This window comes from Neisseria sp. HMSC03D10, assembly GCF_001807625.1.
Taxonomy (GTDB): Bacteria; Pseudomonadota; Gammaproteobacteria; order Burkholderiales; family Neisseriaceae; genus Neisseria; species Neisseria mucosa.
In genome coordinates, this window is sequence record NZ_KV789517.1 from 154,170 (window position 1) to 170,285 (window position 16,116).

Annotated in this window: 17 protein-coding genes and 1 pseudogene; 6 read left to right on the forward strand and 12 right to left on the reverse strand. The window is 51.5% G+C overall.

Translation table 11 applies throughout. The features are described 5' to 3' along the window. Positions 1–206, reverse strand: a pseudogene (locus HMPREF3066_RS13505) (transferrin-binding protein-like solute binding protein); the annotation flags it as partial. Positions 207–418: 212 nt separating this feature from the next. After that, on the reverse strand, positions 419–1,042 hold the full coding sequence (locus HMPREF3066_RS04350; protein WP_049226315.1) for a biliverdin-producing heme oxygenase: 624 nt from the start codon (positions 1,040–1,042) through the stop codon (positions 419–421). 452 nt (positions 1,043–1,494) lie between these two features. Here HMPREF3066_RS04350 and HMPREF3066_RS04355 point away from each other — a divergent pair, with 452 nt between their 5' ends. Genes HMPREF3066_RS04355 through HMPREF3066_RS04365 form a run of 3 tightly spaced genes read left to right on the forward strand, consistent with a single transcriptional unit; the run spans position 1,495 to position 3,310 of the window. Continuing rightward, positions 1,495–2,031 (forward strand): gamma carbonic anhydrase family protein, encoded by a 537-nt coding sequence (locus tag HMPREF3066_RS04355; protein ID WP_070440617.1) that lies wholly within the window; start codon positions 1,495–1,497, stop codon positions 2,029–2,031. Positions 2,032–2,070: 39 nt separating this feature from the next. Next, positions 2,071–2,670 (forward strand): Maf family protein, encoded by a 600-nt coding sequence (locus tag HMPREF3066_RS04360; RefSeq protein ID WP_070440620.1) that lies wholly within the window; start codon positions 2,071–2,073, stop codon positions 2,668–2,670. A 25-nt stretch (positions 2,671–2,695) separates the two neighbouring features. Then, positions 2,696–3,310 carry a hypothetical protein gene (locus HMPREF3066_RS04365; RefSeq protein ID WP_060974876.1) on the forward strand — a complete coding sequence of 205 codons (615 nt, stop codon included), beginning with the start codon at positions 2,696–2,698 and terminating at the stop codon, positions 3,308–3,310. An 81-nt stretch (positions 3,311–3,391) separates the two neighbouring features. Here the strand turns inward: HMPREF3066_RS04365 and HMPREF3066_RS04370 are convergent, their stop codons facing one another. Beyond that, on the reverse strand, positions 3,392–4,657 hold the full coding sequence (locus tag HMPREF3066_RS04370) for a Glu/Leu/Phe/Val family dehydrogenase (RefSeq protein WP_045075769.1): 1,266 nt from the start codon (positions 4,655–4,657) through the stop codon (positions 3,392–3,394). 395 nt (positions 4,658–5,052) lie between these two features. Here HMPREF3066_RS04370 and HMPREF3066_RS04375 point away from each other — a divergent pair, with 395 nt between their 5' ends. Beyond that, positions 5,053–5,763: a phosphoglycolate phosphatase gene (locus HMPREF3066_RS04375; RefSeq protein WP_060974877.1), complete on the forward strand. Its 711-nt coding sequence runs from the start codon at positions 5,053–5,055 to the stop codon at positions 5,761–5,763. Positions 5,764–6,039: 276 nt separating this feature from the next. Then, entirely contained in the window at positions 6,040–6,507 is a 468-nt protein-coding gene (recX, locus tag HMPREF3066_RS04380; RefSeq protein WP_039409432.1) for a recombination regulator RecX, read from the forward strand. Positions 6,508–6,583: 76 nt separating this feature from the next. Here the strand turns inward: recX and HMPREF3066_RS04385 are convergent, their stop codons facing one another. The 3 genes from HMPREF3066_RS04385 to HMPREF3066_RS04395 all read right to left on the reverse strand — a co-directional run bounded on the left by HMPREF3066_RS04385 (position 6,584) and on the right by HMPREF3066_RS04395 (position 7,960). Then, positions 6,584–7,078, reverse strand: coding sequence for a DUF302 domain-containing protein (locus HMPREF3066_RS04385; protein ID WP_070440623.1), 495 nt, complete (start codon positions 7,076–7,078; stop codon positions 6,584–6,586). A gap of 54 nt (positions 7,079–7,132) precedes the next feature. After that, entirely contained in the window at positions 7,133–7,498 is a 366-nt protein-coding gene (locus HMPREF3066_RS04390; protein ID WP_070440626.1) for a rhodanese-like domain-containing protein, read from the reverse strand. Positions 7,499–7,624: 126 nt separating this feature from the next. Then, positions 7,625–7,960, reverse strand: a complete 336-nt coding sequence (locus HMPREF3066_RS04395; RefSeq protein ID WP_003756322.1) for a carboxymuconolactone decarboxylase family protein — start codon at positions 7,958–7,960, stop codon at positions 7,625–7,627. A gap of 158 nt (positions 7,961–8,118) precedes the next feature. Here HMPREF3066_RS04395 and HMPREF3066_RS04400 point away from each other — a divergent pair, with 158 nt between their 5' ends. Next, on the forward strand, positions 8,119–9,078 hold the full coding sequence (locus HMPREF3066_RS04400; protein ID WP_003778933.1) for a helix-turn-helix domain-containing protein: 960 nt from the start codon (positions 8,119–8,121) through the stop codon (positions 9,076–9,078). A gap of 282 nt (positions 9,079–9,360) precedes the next feature. Here the strand turns inward: HMPREF3066_RS04400 and HMPREF3066_RS04405 are convergent, their stop codons facing one another. From HMPREF3066_RS04405 to trpB, 6 genes are all read right to left on the reverse strand, one after another. Then, a complete protein-coding gene (locus HMPREF3066_RS04405) occupies positions 9,361–10,767 on the reverse strand; it encodes a dihydrolipoyl dehydrogenase (RefSeq protein WP_070440629.1) in 1,407 nt (468 codons plus the stop codon). 253 nt (positions 10,768–11,020) lie between these two features. After that, positions 11,021–11,758, reverse strand: a complete 738-nt coding sequence (locus HMPREF3066_RS04410) for a redoxin family protein (RefSeq protein WP_003740760.1) — start codon at positions 11,756–11,758, stop codon at positions 11,021–11,023. A 188-nt stretch (positions 11,759–11,946) separates the two neighbouring features. Next, a complete protein-coding gene (locus tag HMPREF3066_RS04415; protein ID WP_070440633.1) occupies positions 11,947–12,717 on the reverse strand; it encodes a 1-acylglycerol-3-phosphate O-acyltransferase in 771 nt (256 codons plus the stop codon). A gap of 100 nt (positions 12,718–12,817) precedes the next feature. Then, on the reverse strand, positions 12,818–13,645 hold the full coding sequence (gene mutM / locus HMPREF3066_RS04420) for a bifunctional DNA-formamidopyrimidine glycosylase/DNA-(apurinic or apyrimidinic site) lyase (protein WP_070440636.1): 828 nt from the start codon (positions 13,643–13,645) through the stop codon (positions 12,818–12,820). A gap of 247 nt (positions 13,646–13,892) precedes the next feature. Continuing rightward, the gene (locus HMPREF3066_RS04425; RefSeq protein WP_070440639.1) at positions 13,893–14,561 is read right to left on the reverse strand and encodes a class I SAM-dependent methyltransferase; all 669 of its coding nucleotides are present in this window, start codon (positions 14,559–14,561) and stop codon (positions 13,893–13,895) included. A 164-nt stretch (positions 14,562–14,725) separates the two neighbouring features. After that, positions 14,726–15,928 (reverse strand): tryptophan synthase subunit beta, encoded by a 1,203-nt coding sequence (trpB, locus tag HMPREF3066_RS04430; RefSeq protein WP_039409453.1) that lies wholly within the window; start codon positions 15,926–15,928, stop codon positions 14,726–14,728. Between the last annotated feature and the right edge of the window lie 188 nt (positions 15,929–16,116).

Consider the following 16,116-nt stretch of genomic DNA (forward strand, 5'->3'; position numbering starts at 1 on the left):
TCTTCGGCTTTCTTGGCTTCTTCGGCTTTCTTAGCGTCTTCAGTTTGTTTTGAATCACCTCCTCCGCCCGAGCCGGAATTATTGCCCGGCTGTTGCGGGGTCGGTGCAGGCTGTGCAGACGGCGTACCACTACCGCTTGAGCCGCATGCACTCAATGCGATGCTGCAGGCAATCGCCAACATACTTAATTTAAATGATTCCTTCATGGTCAAACTCCTGAATGTGATAATGGTATTTTGGAATGATGGTGATAAAATATTTGATAATTATTTACATCAAACCAATTAAAATATACCGCAAATGCGGATAACCAAACGGTACTAAACTTACATCAGTATGAAGGCCGTCTGAAAGCGGAATTTATGAATCCGCGTATACAGATGTGTTTCAGACGACCTCTACTTATATCGTCAAACCATTAATGACGGTGCGGAACAAAGCCTTCCGGAGCTTCCGCGCCTTCAGGCAGGCCGAAGGTTTCGCGCAGAACGACTTTGTAGAACGCAAACGCATCTTTTGCGCCTTGAATCGCTTCGGCTTCGGCTTCAGGGCTTAAGCCCAAAGCATTCAAATGCTCGACAAAGGCACGCCAATGTTTGCCGCGGCCGTTCGGATGGGGAGCGAGGTGGCGCGCGCCGTGTTCGCCGTTGTAATCCAGCTTTTGCGCGTGTTTAAACAAAAATGCCGCGCCCAAATTGGAACCTTCGGCGCAATACAGCCAACCGATGGCTTTATTGCCGGTTTCGTGCGGCAGCGGTTTGCCGTATTCGTAAGGTTTGTCGCCCAAATCCGCCAAGTCTTGCGTTACCGCATCGTAACGCGCCATGTATTCCAGCTCGGGAATGGCCTTGTTCAACTCAGGGTCTTTATAGATATGATCGACCGCTTTGTGGAACACGGATTGCAGCTTCAAGAATTTGATGTAATTCTCTTTGTTGGTAAACGGCTCGACAGACATAACCAAATTGTCCACGCTGTCGTGAATGGTGGTGGTTTGCTCTTTCAGCCGTTTGGCAAAAGTCAGCTCTTGTGTTTCGCTCATGTGAATATCCTTCATAAAGTTTCAGACGACCTTCAGGCCGCCTTTATTTAAACAAGGTGGATTGGATAGGTTTGAAAACAGATATGGGATGGAAGCGGAGGTTTGCGGGATGGGAAACCCGCGAAATCCGTTTGAAAACAAACCATCGGGTTTCGTTATTTTATGAAATATTTTTTAAAAATATATATCATTCTAATTCAAATGGCAAGAGAATGATTTGCAGCTACTTGCAACTACAAGATAATAACGGACAATTTCCCACCTTCGGCAAACAAAAGATTCCGGCTTAACAGAAAATGGTTTCTTAACCATAAAGAATATTGTTTACAAAGACATGACTGCATCTTGGCAGATACCGCCCTTGCCCCGCCTGCGTCAAAACGGCATACTTTCGCCATACCGAGCCGCAGGTCGTCTGAAACCTGCCATACCGTCAAAAAGAAAGAGACAACATGAACCCCATCCGCCCATTCTTAAACCATACCCCGCAAATCCACGAATCCTGCCTTATCGATGAAACTTCGGTCATCATCGGCGAAGTATCGCTTGCCGAAGACGTATCCGTCTGGCCGTATGCCGTCTTGCGCGGCGACGTGAACAGCATCAGCATCGGTGCACGCAGCAACGTACAGGACGGCAGCGTCTTGCACGTTTCGCACAAAAACGCCGAAAAACCCGAAGGTTCGCCCCTCATCATCGGCGAAGACGTAACCGTCGGACACAAAGTCATGCTGCACGGCTGCCGCATCGGCGACCGAGTTTTAATTGGTATGGGAACAATTATTCTGGACGATACTGTCGTCGAAAGCGACGTGATGATAGGCGCAGGCAGCCTCGTACCGCCACGCAAACGGCTGGAAAGCGGCTATCTCTATGTCGGCTCGCCCGTCAAACAAGTCCGCCCGCTGACCGACAAGGAAAAAGAATTTTTGAAATACTCGTCCGCGCATTATGTGCGCCTGTCCGGACAACACAAACAGTCAAAATAATTTTCAGACGACCTTATATCCCTTAAAAAAGAGAGTTTTATGCACACACTCTACCTAGCCTCCGGCAGCCCGCGCCGCCGCGAAATCCTCGAAAACCTCGGATATGCGGTTATCCGTATCCCTGCCGACATCGATGAAACACCGCATTCCAACGAAAACGCCGCCGATTATGTGCAACGTATGGCGCAGGAAAAAAATGCCGCCGCTGTCGAGCAATGGTTTGCCACCCACGACGCGCAGCCCGAATATCCGATTCTGACCGCCGACACTACGGTCGCCTATCAAAACCACATTCTCGGCAAACCGGAAACCGAAGCCCAAGCAGCCGAAATGCTCGCACGGCTTTCGGGGCAGACGCATCAGGTGCTGACCGCCGTATGCGTATATTGGCAAGGAAAGACACGCGGCGTTTTGCAAACCAGCGACGTGCGTTTCAAAACCTTGTCTGCCGACGAAATATCCGCCTATATCCGAAGCGGCGAACCGATGGACAAAGCGGGCGCGTATGGCATTCAGGGTCTGGGCGGCATGTTTGTCGAGCATTTGCAAGGCAGTTTCACCGGCGTGATGGGCCTGCCCGTTTACGAAACGGCCGGCTTGTTGGAACGATTCGGATTGAGCGTTCCCCCATTTGCCTGATTTTAAATACCTCCAAACAAACATCATGAAAACATACGCCTTCCCCTTTTTATCCGCAGTATTCCTTCTTGCAGGCTGCACTGCTTTTTCAGACGACGGCACACCCTCCGTCCACAAAGGCAACGACAGCATCCTCTCTTTCGGAAAGCTTGGCTCTGCTACGGAAGATGCGCCTGCAGGCGGCTGGGTCATGCTCGGTGATCAATACACCTATGTGTTAGACAAAGGGTCGTCTGAAAAGCTCTCTCCCATCTTTAAGGCCAAACTGAAACATCCCTACGAAATCAAGTTTGCCTATTCTGTGAAGAATATCAAAAAGGCAGGGTTTACCGTTTGGCAGGAGGATCGCAGATTCAGCACACTGCTTTGCCTGTCTTACCCCCATGCCGATAAAGATGAAGAAAAAACACTGGAAAAATTGGCGTTCACCTCCAGTAAAGGGGAAAAAACGCCATTCAGGTGCATCAACCTCGACGGCAAAATCTATCAACCCGCCCCGGCTGCCGGTTCGGGTTTGCCGCTGCACGTCAATCTCGACATCCACACCCGTTCTTCCGACAAAAACCTGACAATCGACGTACCTCCCCTATCCGCAAACATACGTCCCGCAATGCCACCCGTCCGCCCGCTCCATTTTTAAGCACTATCCGCCGCACAAACCAAAAGGTCGTCTGAAAATTTTTCAGACGACCTTTTCTCAAGCTAACGCTTCAAAATTTAATTAGTACCAACCGCGCAGCTTCATCGCTTTTTCAACGCGGCGGATACTCATCATGTAAGACGCGGTACGCAAGTCCACGTCATACTCTTGCGCCAGATTCCAAATATCGCGGAACGCGCGGCGCAGGACGACGGTTTCTTTTTCCTGAACTTCGTCAAATTCCCAGTAATAGCCTTGCAGGTTTTGCACCCATTCAAAATAGGAAACGACCACGCCGCCGCAGTTCGCCAGAATATCGGGCACGACCAATACGCCGTTTTGACGCAGGATGGCATCGGCTTCAGGTGTAGTCGGGCCGTTTGCGCCTTCGACCACGATTTTGGCGCGTACTTTGCCCGCGTTTTCGGAAGTCAGTTGGTTTTCCAGCGCGCAAGGGGCGAGTACGTCCACATCCAATGCCAAGAGTTCGGCGTTGCTGATTTCTTTGCCGTAACCGGCTTCGTTGGTAATGAAGCCTTTTTCTTGGAACTCTTTGAAGAGGGCTTCCATATCCAAGCCGTTTTCGTTGTAGATGGCGACGTCAACGGTGGAAACGGCAACGACTTTCGCGCCGGATTGATGCGCGTAATAGCCTGTGTGATAGCCCACATTGCCGAAGCCCTGAATGGCGTAGGTCGCGCCTTTCACGTCTTTGCCGAGTTTTTCCAAAGCTTGGACGGCGGCGAAGTTCACGCCGTAACCTGTCGCTTCGGTACGCGCCAAAGAGCCGCCGAATTCGACCGGTTTACCTGTGAACACGCCCGGCGCAGATTTTTTAACGACGTTTTCGTAGGCATCGACCATCCACGACATGATTTTGCCGTTGGTGTTCACGTCAGGTGCAGGAATATCGATTTTCTCGCCGATGAGCGGGGAAATGGCTTCGGAATAAGCGCGTGCAATGCGTTCCAACTCTGCTTCGGAATAATCGCGCGGATCCAAAGTAATGCCTCCTTTGCCGCCGCCGTAAGGAATGCCCGCAACGCAGCATTTGATGGTCATCCAAATCGACAAGGCTTTGACTTCGTCCAAATTCACATTGGGATGGAAACGCACGCCGCCTTTGTAGGGGCCGACGGCGTTGTTGTGTTGCGAACGGTAGCCGGTGAAGGTTTTGACCGTACCGTTGTCGAGTTTGACGGGGAAGGTAACTTCCAAAACGCGTTGCGGGCTTTTCAGGATTTCATACACCGCAGGGTCGGCATTGAGCCGGTCGCAGGCGGTTTTGACCTGTTTGCGGGCGATTTCGAAAGGATTAAGGGTTTCTTTTGCGGCGGATTGGGACATTTCTCTTCCTTCTTATGTCGGGTTGAAGTTTAAAGGCTTTACATTTGTAACTATAACCAATTTCCAAATGAAATGTAATAGCATGTAGTCGCAAAAACGAGAGTTAGTTAATTTATATATGGTTTTATTTTTCAGACGACAAAAGGGTACATTCAAACTGCTTCTCCCATCCCTTTACAAAACATCCCCGTTTTCCGAACACACCCCAAAAACCTTTGTTTTTAAAAAAAGTCGTCTGAAAATTGAATCAGCCTGCCTTTCAAAGTCAAAGCTTCTGAAAATCAATGAAATGCCATTTCAAGCTCCAACTATATTGTTAACAATCCATCTGAAAACTACCTGTCGGGAAACAATGTTAAAATACGCGTCCCTGTCATTCATGAGCAAAACACATTATGACCGCCGCCATCGAACACGTCCAAGCCGCCGCCTTTGATTTGGACGGCACATTATGCGATTCCGTCCCCGACCTTGCCGCCGCAGCCGAAGCCATGCGCGAATATCTCGGTATGGAGCCGCTGCCCGCCAAAACAGTAGAAAGCTACGTCGGCGACGGCATCGGCAAACTCGTCCACCGCGTCATCACCAACGACCGCGACCAAGAAGCCGCGCCCGATTTATGGGAAAAAGGTTTCGTGTTCTACATGAAATACTACCGCGACCACTTGAGCGACTTCACCCGTCCCTACCCCGAAACCGAAGCCGGGCTGGCATTGCTCAAATCGCTGGGCATCCCGCTGGTGGTCATCACCAACAAAAACGAAATCCTCGCCGCCGAACTCTTGAAACAGCTCGGACTCGCCGACTACTTCAGCCTGATTCTCGGCGGCGACAGCCTGCCCGAAAAGAAACCCAGCCCACTGCCGCTGCAACACGCCGCCGAAGTCTTGGGCATCGATCCCGCCAACATGATCATGGTCGGCGACTCCCGCAACGACATCATCGCTGCCAAAGCCGCAGGCTGCCTCAGCGTCGGCGTTACCTTTGGCTACGGCGACATGACCCTGCTCTCGCAAGACAAAGCGACCCAACCCGACTGGATTATCGGCTCACTGCCTGAAATTTATGAAAACCTGCGACCGAAAAAAGCAGAAGACGACGAGTAATCAGTATCCTTGTTTTCAGACGACCTTTATTCCGGCTTCAAAAGGTCGTCTGAAAATAAAGCAGTGGAAATAAAAAAATTCGTCATTCCCGCGCAGGCAGCAATCCAGACCTTGATTTTTCAGAATTGTTTAAAAGTTTCATTAATTTCAAATCACTGGATTCCCGCCTACGCGGGAATGACGGAATGAAAGTTGCTTATCTCTCCTCTATCCTACGACACACAAGTCAGATTCAAGAATCTGACCTACGAATCGACCTTTTCAGACGACCTCTGCATGAAACCCCAAAAATCCCTGCGCGCCCGCGCGATGGACATCCTTTCCCGACAGGAAATCAGCCGTGTCGGACTCAAGCGCAAGCTCGCCCCGTATGCCGAAAGTGAAGAAGAATTGGAAAACGTGTTGGACGAATTTGCCGAACGCAACTGGCAATCCGACCAACGCTACGCCGAAGCCTACATCCACAGCAAAAGCCGCCAACACGGTTCCCTGCGTCTGAAACAGGCATTGGCGCAGCAAGGCATAGACGAAACCGTCAGCCGTGAATTCATGCCTGACAAAGCGTGCGAACTGCAAACCGCAGTTGCCGTGTTGCGCAAAAAATTCAAACAACCCGCCGCCGATTTGAAAGACAAACAAAAACAAGCGCGCTTCCTCGCCTATCGCGGATTCGACATGGACACCATCCACGCCGCGCTCAAAAGCAGTTGGGACGAAGAAATATTCGACGCTTCTGAAGAATGATAAGCCTATTAACAATAAAGGTCGTCTGAAACCTTTTTTTCGGTTTCAGACGACCTTTCGATTATTTGGTTTATCCCTATTCCGTTACCGTTTTACGGATGAGTTTTTCCGCGTTGGCAAGCGTGTTTTCCACTTCGGCAAACTCGATTTTGCTGCCCGACACCAGCGCGCGCGTGTCGTTGAATACGACTTGGACTGCGCCGTCAGTTTCGGTAACGAGGACGCGCAACGGCAGTTGCAGGGCGAAGGCGGGGTCTTTTTGCATCAGCGGCGTGCCGGCTCTGGGCGTGCCGAAGACGATGACTTTCGCGGGCTGCATGTCCAAACCGCTTTGTCGCGCGGCGGCTTGGTGGTCGATGACGGCGAACACGGTCATGCCTTTTTCTTTGACGGCGGTTTCCAAACGGCGGACGGTATCGTCAAAGCTGTATTTGCTGACAGCGGTATGGGTTTGATTCATGGCTGAACTTTGTCGGGAATCGGGTTGTCGGGCGGTATCGCCGCTATGTGAAGCGCAGGCGGTCAGGGCGGCGAGGATAGCGGCTGCGGCGAAGGTGCGTATCGGTTTCATGTTTTTCCTTGGATAAAAGGTCGTCTGAAACGTTTCAGACGACCTTGTTGCTGGTTATTTCAAACCTTTTTTCAGCAAGTCTTCGTAACCGCCGTGGTTGGTTACGTTGGTGTAGCCTGCTTTTTTCAACTCAGCAAGCGCGACTTCGGCACGGCGGCCGCTGCGGCAGTAGAGGTTGACGGGCGCGTTTTTGTCGGGGCTGACGCTTTTGATGCGTTCGACGATTTGGTCGTGCGGGATGTTGACCGCGCCTTGCAGGTGGCCGGATTTGAATTCTTCTTCGGAACGTACGTCAATCCATACGCCTTTTGCTTTGGCAGGTTGCGCGCTGGCGGCTTTAGCAGCGGGCGCAGCATAGGATACGGCAGCAGGAAGGACGAGTGCGGCGGCAGTCAGCGCGGCAGTCAGCAATTTTTTCATGGTTGTTTCTCCAAACGGTTGAACAAAAATATCAATCTAAACGGTTCGGCGGCAAAAAGCAATGCTCGGTCAGCAGAAGGGTCGTCTGAAACGGGAGTTGTTTTCAGACGACCCTTTGAGACAAAATCAACGCTGCGCGTCAACCGCTTCCAAAGCACGCAGGGCATAAGTGTAGGCTGCGCCTGCGTTCAAGGAAATGGCGGTCGCCAGCGCGCCGGCGATTTCGCTTTCAGTCGCCCCCGCTTTGGCGGCTGCGGCGGCGTGTACGCTGATGCAGCTTTCGCAACGGGTAGTGATGGCGACGGCGAGGGCAATCAGTTCGCGGGTTTTCGCATCCAATGCTTCGGCTGCGGCGGCTTGTTCCAGTGCGCCGTAGGCTTGCAGCATTTTCGGGTGGTTTTTACCCAGCTCGCCGAATGATTTTTTAACGTGTGCGGTGTGTTCGGGCCAATTTTGAAACATTTTGATTTCCTTTCCAATGTGTTTGATATGAAGGATGCTGCTCTTTCATGGCGAATTTAAAATTTAATCCGCCATCTTTACATCCGATGAATGGCATTATTGCAATAATTTGACTATTATAATCGTCAAATCATCTCATTCACTTGCAAAAAACACTTATGGACACTTTGGACAAACTCATCGAACTGGCGCAAATCACCGGCAGCGTGGACATACAATGCCTGTTCCGCGACAAATGGTACGCTCCGCACGGACGCAGACGCGCACACGGCATCGCGCACCTCGTCGTCGCCGGAGAAAGCTACATCAAAATCGAAGGCGAACCCGAAGCACGTCTCTTGCAAACCGGCGACCTTATCTTTTTCCCGCGTAGCGCGGAACACATCATCAGCAGCGAAGCGGACTGCAACAACTGCGGCGATACCATTCATATCAGCAACGATGGCGCGTTTACCATCGAATCTTCAGGCAGCGGCGGCGAAAAAAGCCTCGATTTGTTCTGCGCCCGCTTCGAATACGACGAACACGCCGACATCATGCACGACCTGCCCGAAACCGTCCTCATCAAGATGGACCATCCCTCGCTACAATGCCTTATCTCCATGTTGCAATACGAAAGCGCGCACACGCTTTCCGGCTCGCGCGCCATCGTCAATGCCCTCTCCTCCGTCCTCCTCGTCCTCATCGTCCGCGCCCATCTCGAACAAGGCGGAGAAGCGCCTTTGGGCGGCATACTCAACGGCCTGCGCGACAAACGCCTGCGCCAGCTCATCCAAACCGTCGTCAGCCGCCCCGAAGACGAATGGAACATCGAAAAAATGACCGCGCTTGCCAACCTCTCCCGCGCCCAACTCATGCGCCTGTTCAAACAGCAAACCGGCATCAGCCCCCACGCCTTCGTCAACCTCATCCGCCTGCGCCAAGCCGCCGTATTGCTGCGGCAAACCGCCGATTCCGTCCTGTCCGTCGCGCTGAACGTCGGCTTCCAATCCGAAACCCACTTTGGCAAAGCGTTTAAAAAACAATACGGGATTTCGCCGGGGCAATATCGGAAAAATGAAACGGCAGATGATGCTACCATGGCATTTGAACCCGAAAGGTCATCTGAAAACGGCTAAGTCAAAAGCGTCATAACCCTTTGATTTATCGTTCAGCCATTGTGATACTGCGAAAAATCCGTAGGTCAAATTCTTGAATCCGACATCTCCATCTGCAACAACGCGTAAAGAAAACAGAAACATCAAATATTCATCGGATATAAATATCCGACTACACATTACACAGCAATGTCTCCGCAACTGATTTTATTCCGCAACGTAAAGACAAAAAAGGTCATCTGAAAACCTTAAATCAAGTTCTCAGACGACCTTTCATTCCGGCAGACCGATTAGGTCAACCCATCAAGCCTGTTTCAACTTCGCATCGGCATCGCGCAACGCGGTACGTAGACCTTCCTCGATAACGGGATGGTAGAACGGCATATCCAGCATTTGCTCAACGGTCATCTTCATTTGATGCGCCCATGCCAACAGGTGCGCCAAATGTTCGGCGGCAGGGCCTAAGATTTCCGCGCCGATGAAGCGGCCGGTGGCTTTTTCGGCATACAGGCGCATATGGCCTTTGTTTACCAGCATCACGCGGCTGCGGCCTTGGTTTTTGAACGATACTTCGCCGATGACAAATTCGTCGGGTTGGTATTGCGCGGCAACCTGTGCGTATTTCAAACCGACAAAACCGATTTGCGGATTGGTGAACACTACGCCGATGGTGCTGCGGCGCAAACCGCCGCCGATATTCGGATAGCGGCCCGCGTTGTCGCCGGCAATCTTGCCTTGGTCGGCGGCTTCGTGCAGCAAAGGCAGTTGGTTGGACGCATCGCCCGCGATGAAGATATGCGGAATACTGGTCTGCATGGTCAGCGGATCGGCAACGGGTACGCCGCGCGCGTCTTTTTCGATATTGATGTTTTCCAAACCGATATTGTCAACGTTCGGACGGCGGCCTACGGCTGCCAGCATATATTCGGCAACAAATACGCCTTTTTCGCCGTCCTGCTCCCAATGAACCTCTACATTGCCGTCTGCATCGAGTTTGACCTCGGTTTTAGCATCCAAATGCAGTTTCAATTCTTCGCCGAACACAGCTTTTGCCTCGTCTGAAACGACGGGGTCGGAAATGCCGCCGATGATGCCGCCCAAGCCGAAAATTTCAACTTTCACGCCCAAACGGTGCAATGCCTGACCCAGTTCCAAACCGATAACGCCCGGTCCGAACACGGCGACGCTCTTAGGCAGCGTATCCCATGAGAAAACGTCGTCGTTGATAATCAAACGGTCTCCCAAAGACTGCCACTGCGGCAGGATAACGGGACGCGAGCCGGTAGCAATCACAAAGCTTTTTACCGTGATTTGGGTATGGTCGTCGATTTGGACGGTATTCTCGTCGATAAATTTAGCCGAACCCATAATGCGCTTGTCGGCAGGCCACTCTTCCACATCGGCAACGACAAAGCCGACAAAACGGTCGCGCTCGGATTTGACGCGCTGCATGACTTCTTCGCCGTTGACGACGATGCTGCCTTTATCCAAATGCACGCCGAACGGGTCGGTATGCAATGCGTGATGGCGCGCTTCTGCGGCGGCAATCAAGAGTTTGGAAGGCATACAGCCCACGCGCGCGCAGGTCGTACCGAACACGTTGTTTTCAATCAGGTAAACATTATCCGAATGTAAACGGGCATTGCGAAACGCGCCCATGCCGGCAGTACCGCCGCCGATTACGACGACATCTGCTTGAATTTTTTTCATAATCTTTGTCCTTTTTTGTTGAGCGTCCGAAGCGGTATCAGCGTGAAGCGTATCAGGTTTTCAGACGACCTATTTAATAAACTATCAAAAATAAAAAATCGATAGTTATTTTTAAAATATTGATTTAAAACAATAATCTCAAATTCTACTTGTAAATATAGAGCTATTCAGAACGACCGTGTAGCGTATCGTCTGAATAACTCTATTTTTCTGTTCAGACGGCTTTGTTTAAACCGTCTCAAGCATCAGGCAATTAGTTTTTAGCCAAGTAAGCTTCCAAATCTTCGCTGCCGCCGATGTATTTGCCGCCGATGAAGACTTGAGGAGCAGTCATCTTGCCGGTGATGGCGCGAACGGAAGTAACAGTTGCATCTTTGCCCAATACGATTTCTTCGTAAGACAGACCTTTGTCTTGCAGAGCTTTTTTAGCTTTAGCGCAGAATTGGCAGCCAGGTTTGGTGAAGATGGCAACAGACTCTTGAGCTTTCCAGTCAGGAGCGATGAATTTCAACATAGTGTCAGCGTCAGACACTTTGAAAGGATCACCCGGCTCTTCAGGCTCGATGAACATTTTTTCAACCACGCCGTCGTTAACCAGCATGGAGTAACGCCAAGAACGTTTGCCGAAGCCCAAGTCTTCTTTGCCGACCAGCATACCCATGCCTTCGGTAAATTCGCCGTTGCCATCAGGAATCATGTAGATGTTGTCAGCTTCTTCTTCAGCAGCCCAAGCGTTCATCACGAAAGTATCGTTTACAGATACGCAGTAAATTGCGTCAACGCCGTTTTCTTTGAACGCGCCGAACAATTCGTTGTAACGTGGCAGGTGGGAAGAAGAACAAGTCGGAGTAAATGCGCCGGGCAGAGAGAATACGACTACTTTTTTACCTTTGAACAAGTCATCAGTGGAAACATCTTTCCAAGTGTCGCCCACGCGGGTACGGAATACGACGGAAGGTACTTTTTGACCGGTACGATCTTGCAAAGCCATTTTGGATCTCCTTGAAATTTTAGGTTTAGGGAATGATACGAGTGAATGTGTGCATTCTAGCGCAGGGAGTTTGATTTGTATAATTTATAGTTCAAATAATATTAATTACCTGAAGCTATGAAACCCAACCTGCGAATGTTTCATTTAAATAGAGGTCGTCTGAAAGAAAACAAGCCCCTGGCCTGGAATTATTTTTTGGAATCGTGTGCGTCGGACAATACGACTTCGCGGATGCTGCTTTCTACTTTGTCTTTCAACATAAAGCGGTCTTCGTCTTTGCCGGGGCGAATCGGGGCGGCAAAATCAATACGGATGCGCAGCTTTTTCATGGAAACGATGCGCCAGAGCGAGCGCACCAAATCGACTTGTGCATAAGACGGCACAGTCGTCCTTTTTCCGGCATCATCATAATAGCGCAGCGTAACCGCCTGAACAGGCGCGTCGGCATCGATGGCGGATTGAAAGAGCGCGGCTTTGAACGGCAAAATATCCAAGCCCAAAGAAGTCCGCGCTTCGGGGAAAAAGCTGACATTCTGCCCGGCTTTCAATGCGGCGCAAATGGCTTGGTTAATCGGCTCGACATCGCGTCGGGAATTGCGGTTGATAAACACCGTGCCTGCGTTTTGCCCCATTTTGCCCAAGACCGGCCAGTCTTTGATTTCCTGCTTGGCGATAAAGCTGCTCGGATACACCGCACTCATGGCGAAAATATCCAGCCAAGACACATGGTTTGCCGCCACCAAAACACCCTTCACATTATCCGCAGGCGGCGTGCCGATTTCCAATTCGATATCCAAGGCTTCCAGCGCGCCTTTGCCCAGAGTGATGACCGCATGATCGCGTTCGGCAGGGTTGCCAGCATCGATACGGCGCAAATGCCTTCCGGTTCGGAACAGCCATCCCGTCAGGTGGAACAACCTGCCCAAACGGGTAAAAAACGGTGCTTTTCGTGAGTGCATAACTGTTTTTCTTTTCGTCTTAAATGTGTATCAAATCATAGTAATAACGTTTTCAGACGACCCAGATGACAAAGAGGTCGTCTGAAAACAGGTTCAAACATTATTTCTGGCAGTTCGGACAATAAAACGTCCCGCGCTGCCCCAAAACTTCTTTCTGCACCAAACCGCCGCAACGGACGCAGGGTTCGTTGTGCCTGCCGTACACCGTATATTCCTGCTGGAAATAGCCGCTTTTGCCGTCACTATTGACGAAGTCACGCAACGTGCTGCCGCCGGTTTCAATCGCGCGCTGCAACACCGCTTTAATCGTTTCCACCAAGACGGCGCATTCTTTTTTCTTAACCTTGTCCGCAGGACGGTGCGGCGATATGCCCGATTTAAACAGGCTTTCGTTCGCATAAATATTGCCTACGCCGACCACGACGGCATTGTCCATCAGAGCCAGTTTGACCGCGCGTTTTTGCGTTTTAAATTTTTGGTACAGATAATCGGCGGAGAAGTCGTCTGAAAGCGGCTCGGGACCCAGTTTTTCAAGAAGCGGATGATGTTCAGCAATGCCTTCATACCACAAAATCGCGCCGAACTTGCGCGGGTCGTGATAGCGCAATACCGTTCCGTCCGCAAACACAATATCCGCATGGTCGTGTTTGTCGGGATGATCAATCCGCGCATCGCCGTCCGTAAAAATCCGCAGACTGCCCGACATGCCTAGATGAATCAACAAAATACCCGTTGCAAAACCGATAACCAAATATTTCGCCCGCCGACGGCAGCTTAACACCTCCTGCCCCGCCAAAAGCTCCGCCAACTGCGGATTGACCTGCCAGCGCAGCTTGGTTTGGCGCAACACGACATCCGCCACCTTTTTACCTTGAATATGCGGGCTGATACCGCGCAACGTCGTTTCCACTTCAGGCAATTCCGGCATTTTTCTTTATCCTCAAGCTAATACAGTCAACATCGCCTTTTTCAGACGACCTAAGATTCTACCGATGCCAACGCAGCCTGACAATTTGCAACCAATCGGCTTTACAGGCAGAAAGCAGCAAATTCAAGGCAGAATGACAAATATAGAAGAGGCTATATTTATGGAGTCAAACCTCTCGTTTTCAAATGTTCAGCCTCAAAAGGTCGTCTGAAACCTGGTCATGCCGGTTTTACCAACGTCTTATTTTTCAATCCGAAATCCGCGCCGCGCCCAAAGCCACCGTCTGCGTTCCCAATATTTTTTCAAACCCCGGCAACGGCGTAACCCCCGCCATACGTTTGACCAAAACCAAGCCGTACACCGCCGCGCACTGCGGCCACCACCTGTCCCCCGCCTTCTCCATAAAACGCCAAAACCGCAGCCCCTTTTGCGAATTCACAGCAGGCAGGTACACCATAAACTTTCCGAATTCCACTTCAAAATCCAAATCCGCCAGCCGCTGTTTCAAAGCCGGCAAAGTCAGGCAATGCTCCTTTTTAGGCAAGCGCGTTCCGTCAAACCACCTGCTGAAAAACCACAAAGATTTCGGATTAAACCCCGTTAAAACCAACCGCCCTTCAGGTTTCAACACCCTGGACGCTTCATGCAGCACTTGCGTCAGCGCAGCAGTTTCATGACTGTGCGGCATCAGCAGCACATCAATAGAATGACTCTCCCAAGCCATAGCGTCCGCCGTCATCAATACATCGCGGGGAACGGCAACCACGTTTTCAGACGATCTCAGCCATTCGCCGCCCTGTTGGACGACGGTTTGAACACCGCAAGGCGCAAACCGCTCCAAGTAATGCGCAAAAAACTGCTTTTCCCGCTCCGCCGTATAGCGGCCGATAATAGTCCGTTCAAACCATTCTTCCATCACCCTGCCCTTTCAAAATGCTGCAACCCGCATTATAACGGCATGATGAGGCAGACCAAACCTCCATAACTTTACTTTGTTATTGAAAAGGTAAAAGGTCGTCTGAAAACCTATTTACTCAGTTTTCAGACGACCTCTTGTCTTTATCCGCTCAACGGAAATGCTTACAACTCAATCCCTTTCAACTTCGCCACGGTATTGATGTCTTTATCGCCGCGGCCGGACAGGTTGACCAGAATCACTTGGTCTTTGCCCATTTTCGGCGCGTTGGCGACTGCCCATGCGAGGGCGTGGCTAGATTCGAGTGCGGGGATGATGCCTTCGAAGCGGCACAACAAATCAAAGGCTTCGAGTGCTTCGTCGTCTTTGGCGACGGTGTATTCGACGCGATTAATGTCGTTCAGGTGGCTGTGTTCCGGGCCGATGCCGGGGTAATCCAAGCCTGCGGACACGGAGTGCGTACCCAAGACTTGGCCGTTTTCGTCCTGCATCAGGTAGCTGCGGAAGCCGTGCAATACGCCGATGGGGGCTTTACTGGTAATCGGCGCGGCGTGGTCGGGAGTGTCTACGCCCAAACCGCCGGCTTCCACGCCGACGAGGCGCACGTTTTCTTCGCCGATATACGGGTGGAACAGGCCGATGGCGTTCGAGCCGCCGCCGACGCAGGCAACTGCGACGTCGGGCTGTCTGCCGATGGCTTCCTGCATCTGCGCTTTGGCTTCGTTGCCGATAACGCATTGGAAATCGCGCACCATTTCGGGATACGGCGCGGGGCCGGCGGCGGTGCCGATGATGTAGAACGTGTCGTCCACGCGGGCGACCCATTCGCGCATGGCTTCGTTCATCGCGTCTTTCAGCGTGCGGCTGCCGCTGTCGACGCTGACCACGTTCGCGCCCAATAATTTCATGCGGAACACGTTGGGCATTTGGCGCTGGATGTCGTCCGCGCCCATGTACACGTCGCAAGTCATGCCGAAGCGGGCGGCGACGGTGGCGGAGGCCACGCCGTGCTGACCCGCGCCGGTTTCGGCGATGACGCGTTTTTTGCCCATGCGGCGGGCAAGCAATGCCTGACCGATGGTGTTGTTTACCTTGTGCGCGCCGGTGTGGTTCAAGTCTTCGCGCTTCAACCAGATTTGCGCACCGCCCAGATACTCGGACAATCGCACGGCATGGTAAACGGGGCTGGGGCGGCCGACGTAGTGTTTCAAATCGCGGTGGAATTCTTCCCAAAACGACGGGTCGTTTTTCGCTGCTTTATAGGCATCCGCCAGCTCTTGCAAGGCGGGAATCAGGGTTTCGGAGACATAAAGTCCGCCGTGTTCGCCGAAAAAGCCCTTCTCGTCGGGCGCTTGGTAGTTTTTCATCGGATTTCTTTCTTTTTTGTTTTTTCAGACGACCTCAGTCTAAAAAAGGTAGTCTAAAAGGGAAAATTGTCAGCAATTATAGCGTTTTTTACGCCTTGTCGCAGGGTTTTGCAGGAATACGGATGCCAGTTTTACACCATTGAAACCGTATTAGCCAAAAGGTCGTCTGAAAACTGAACTGGCCCCCA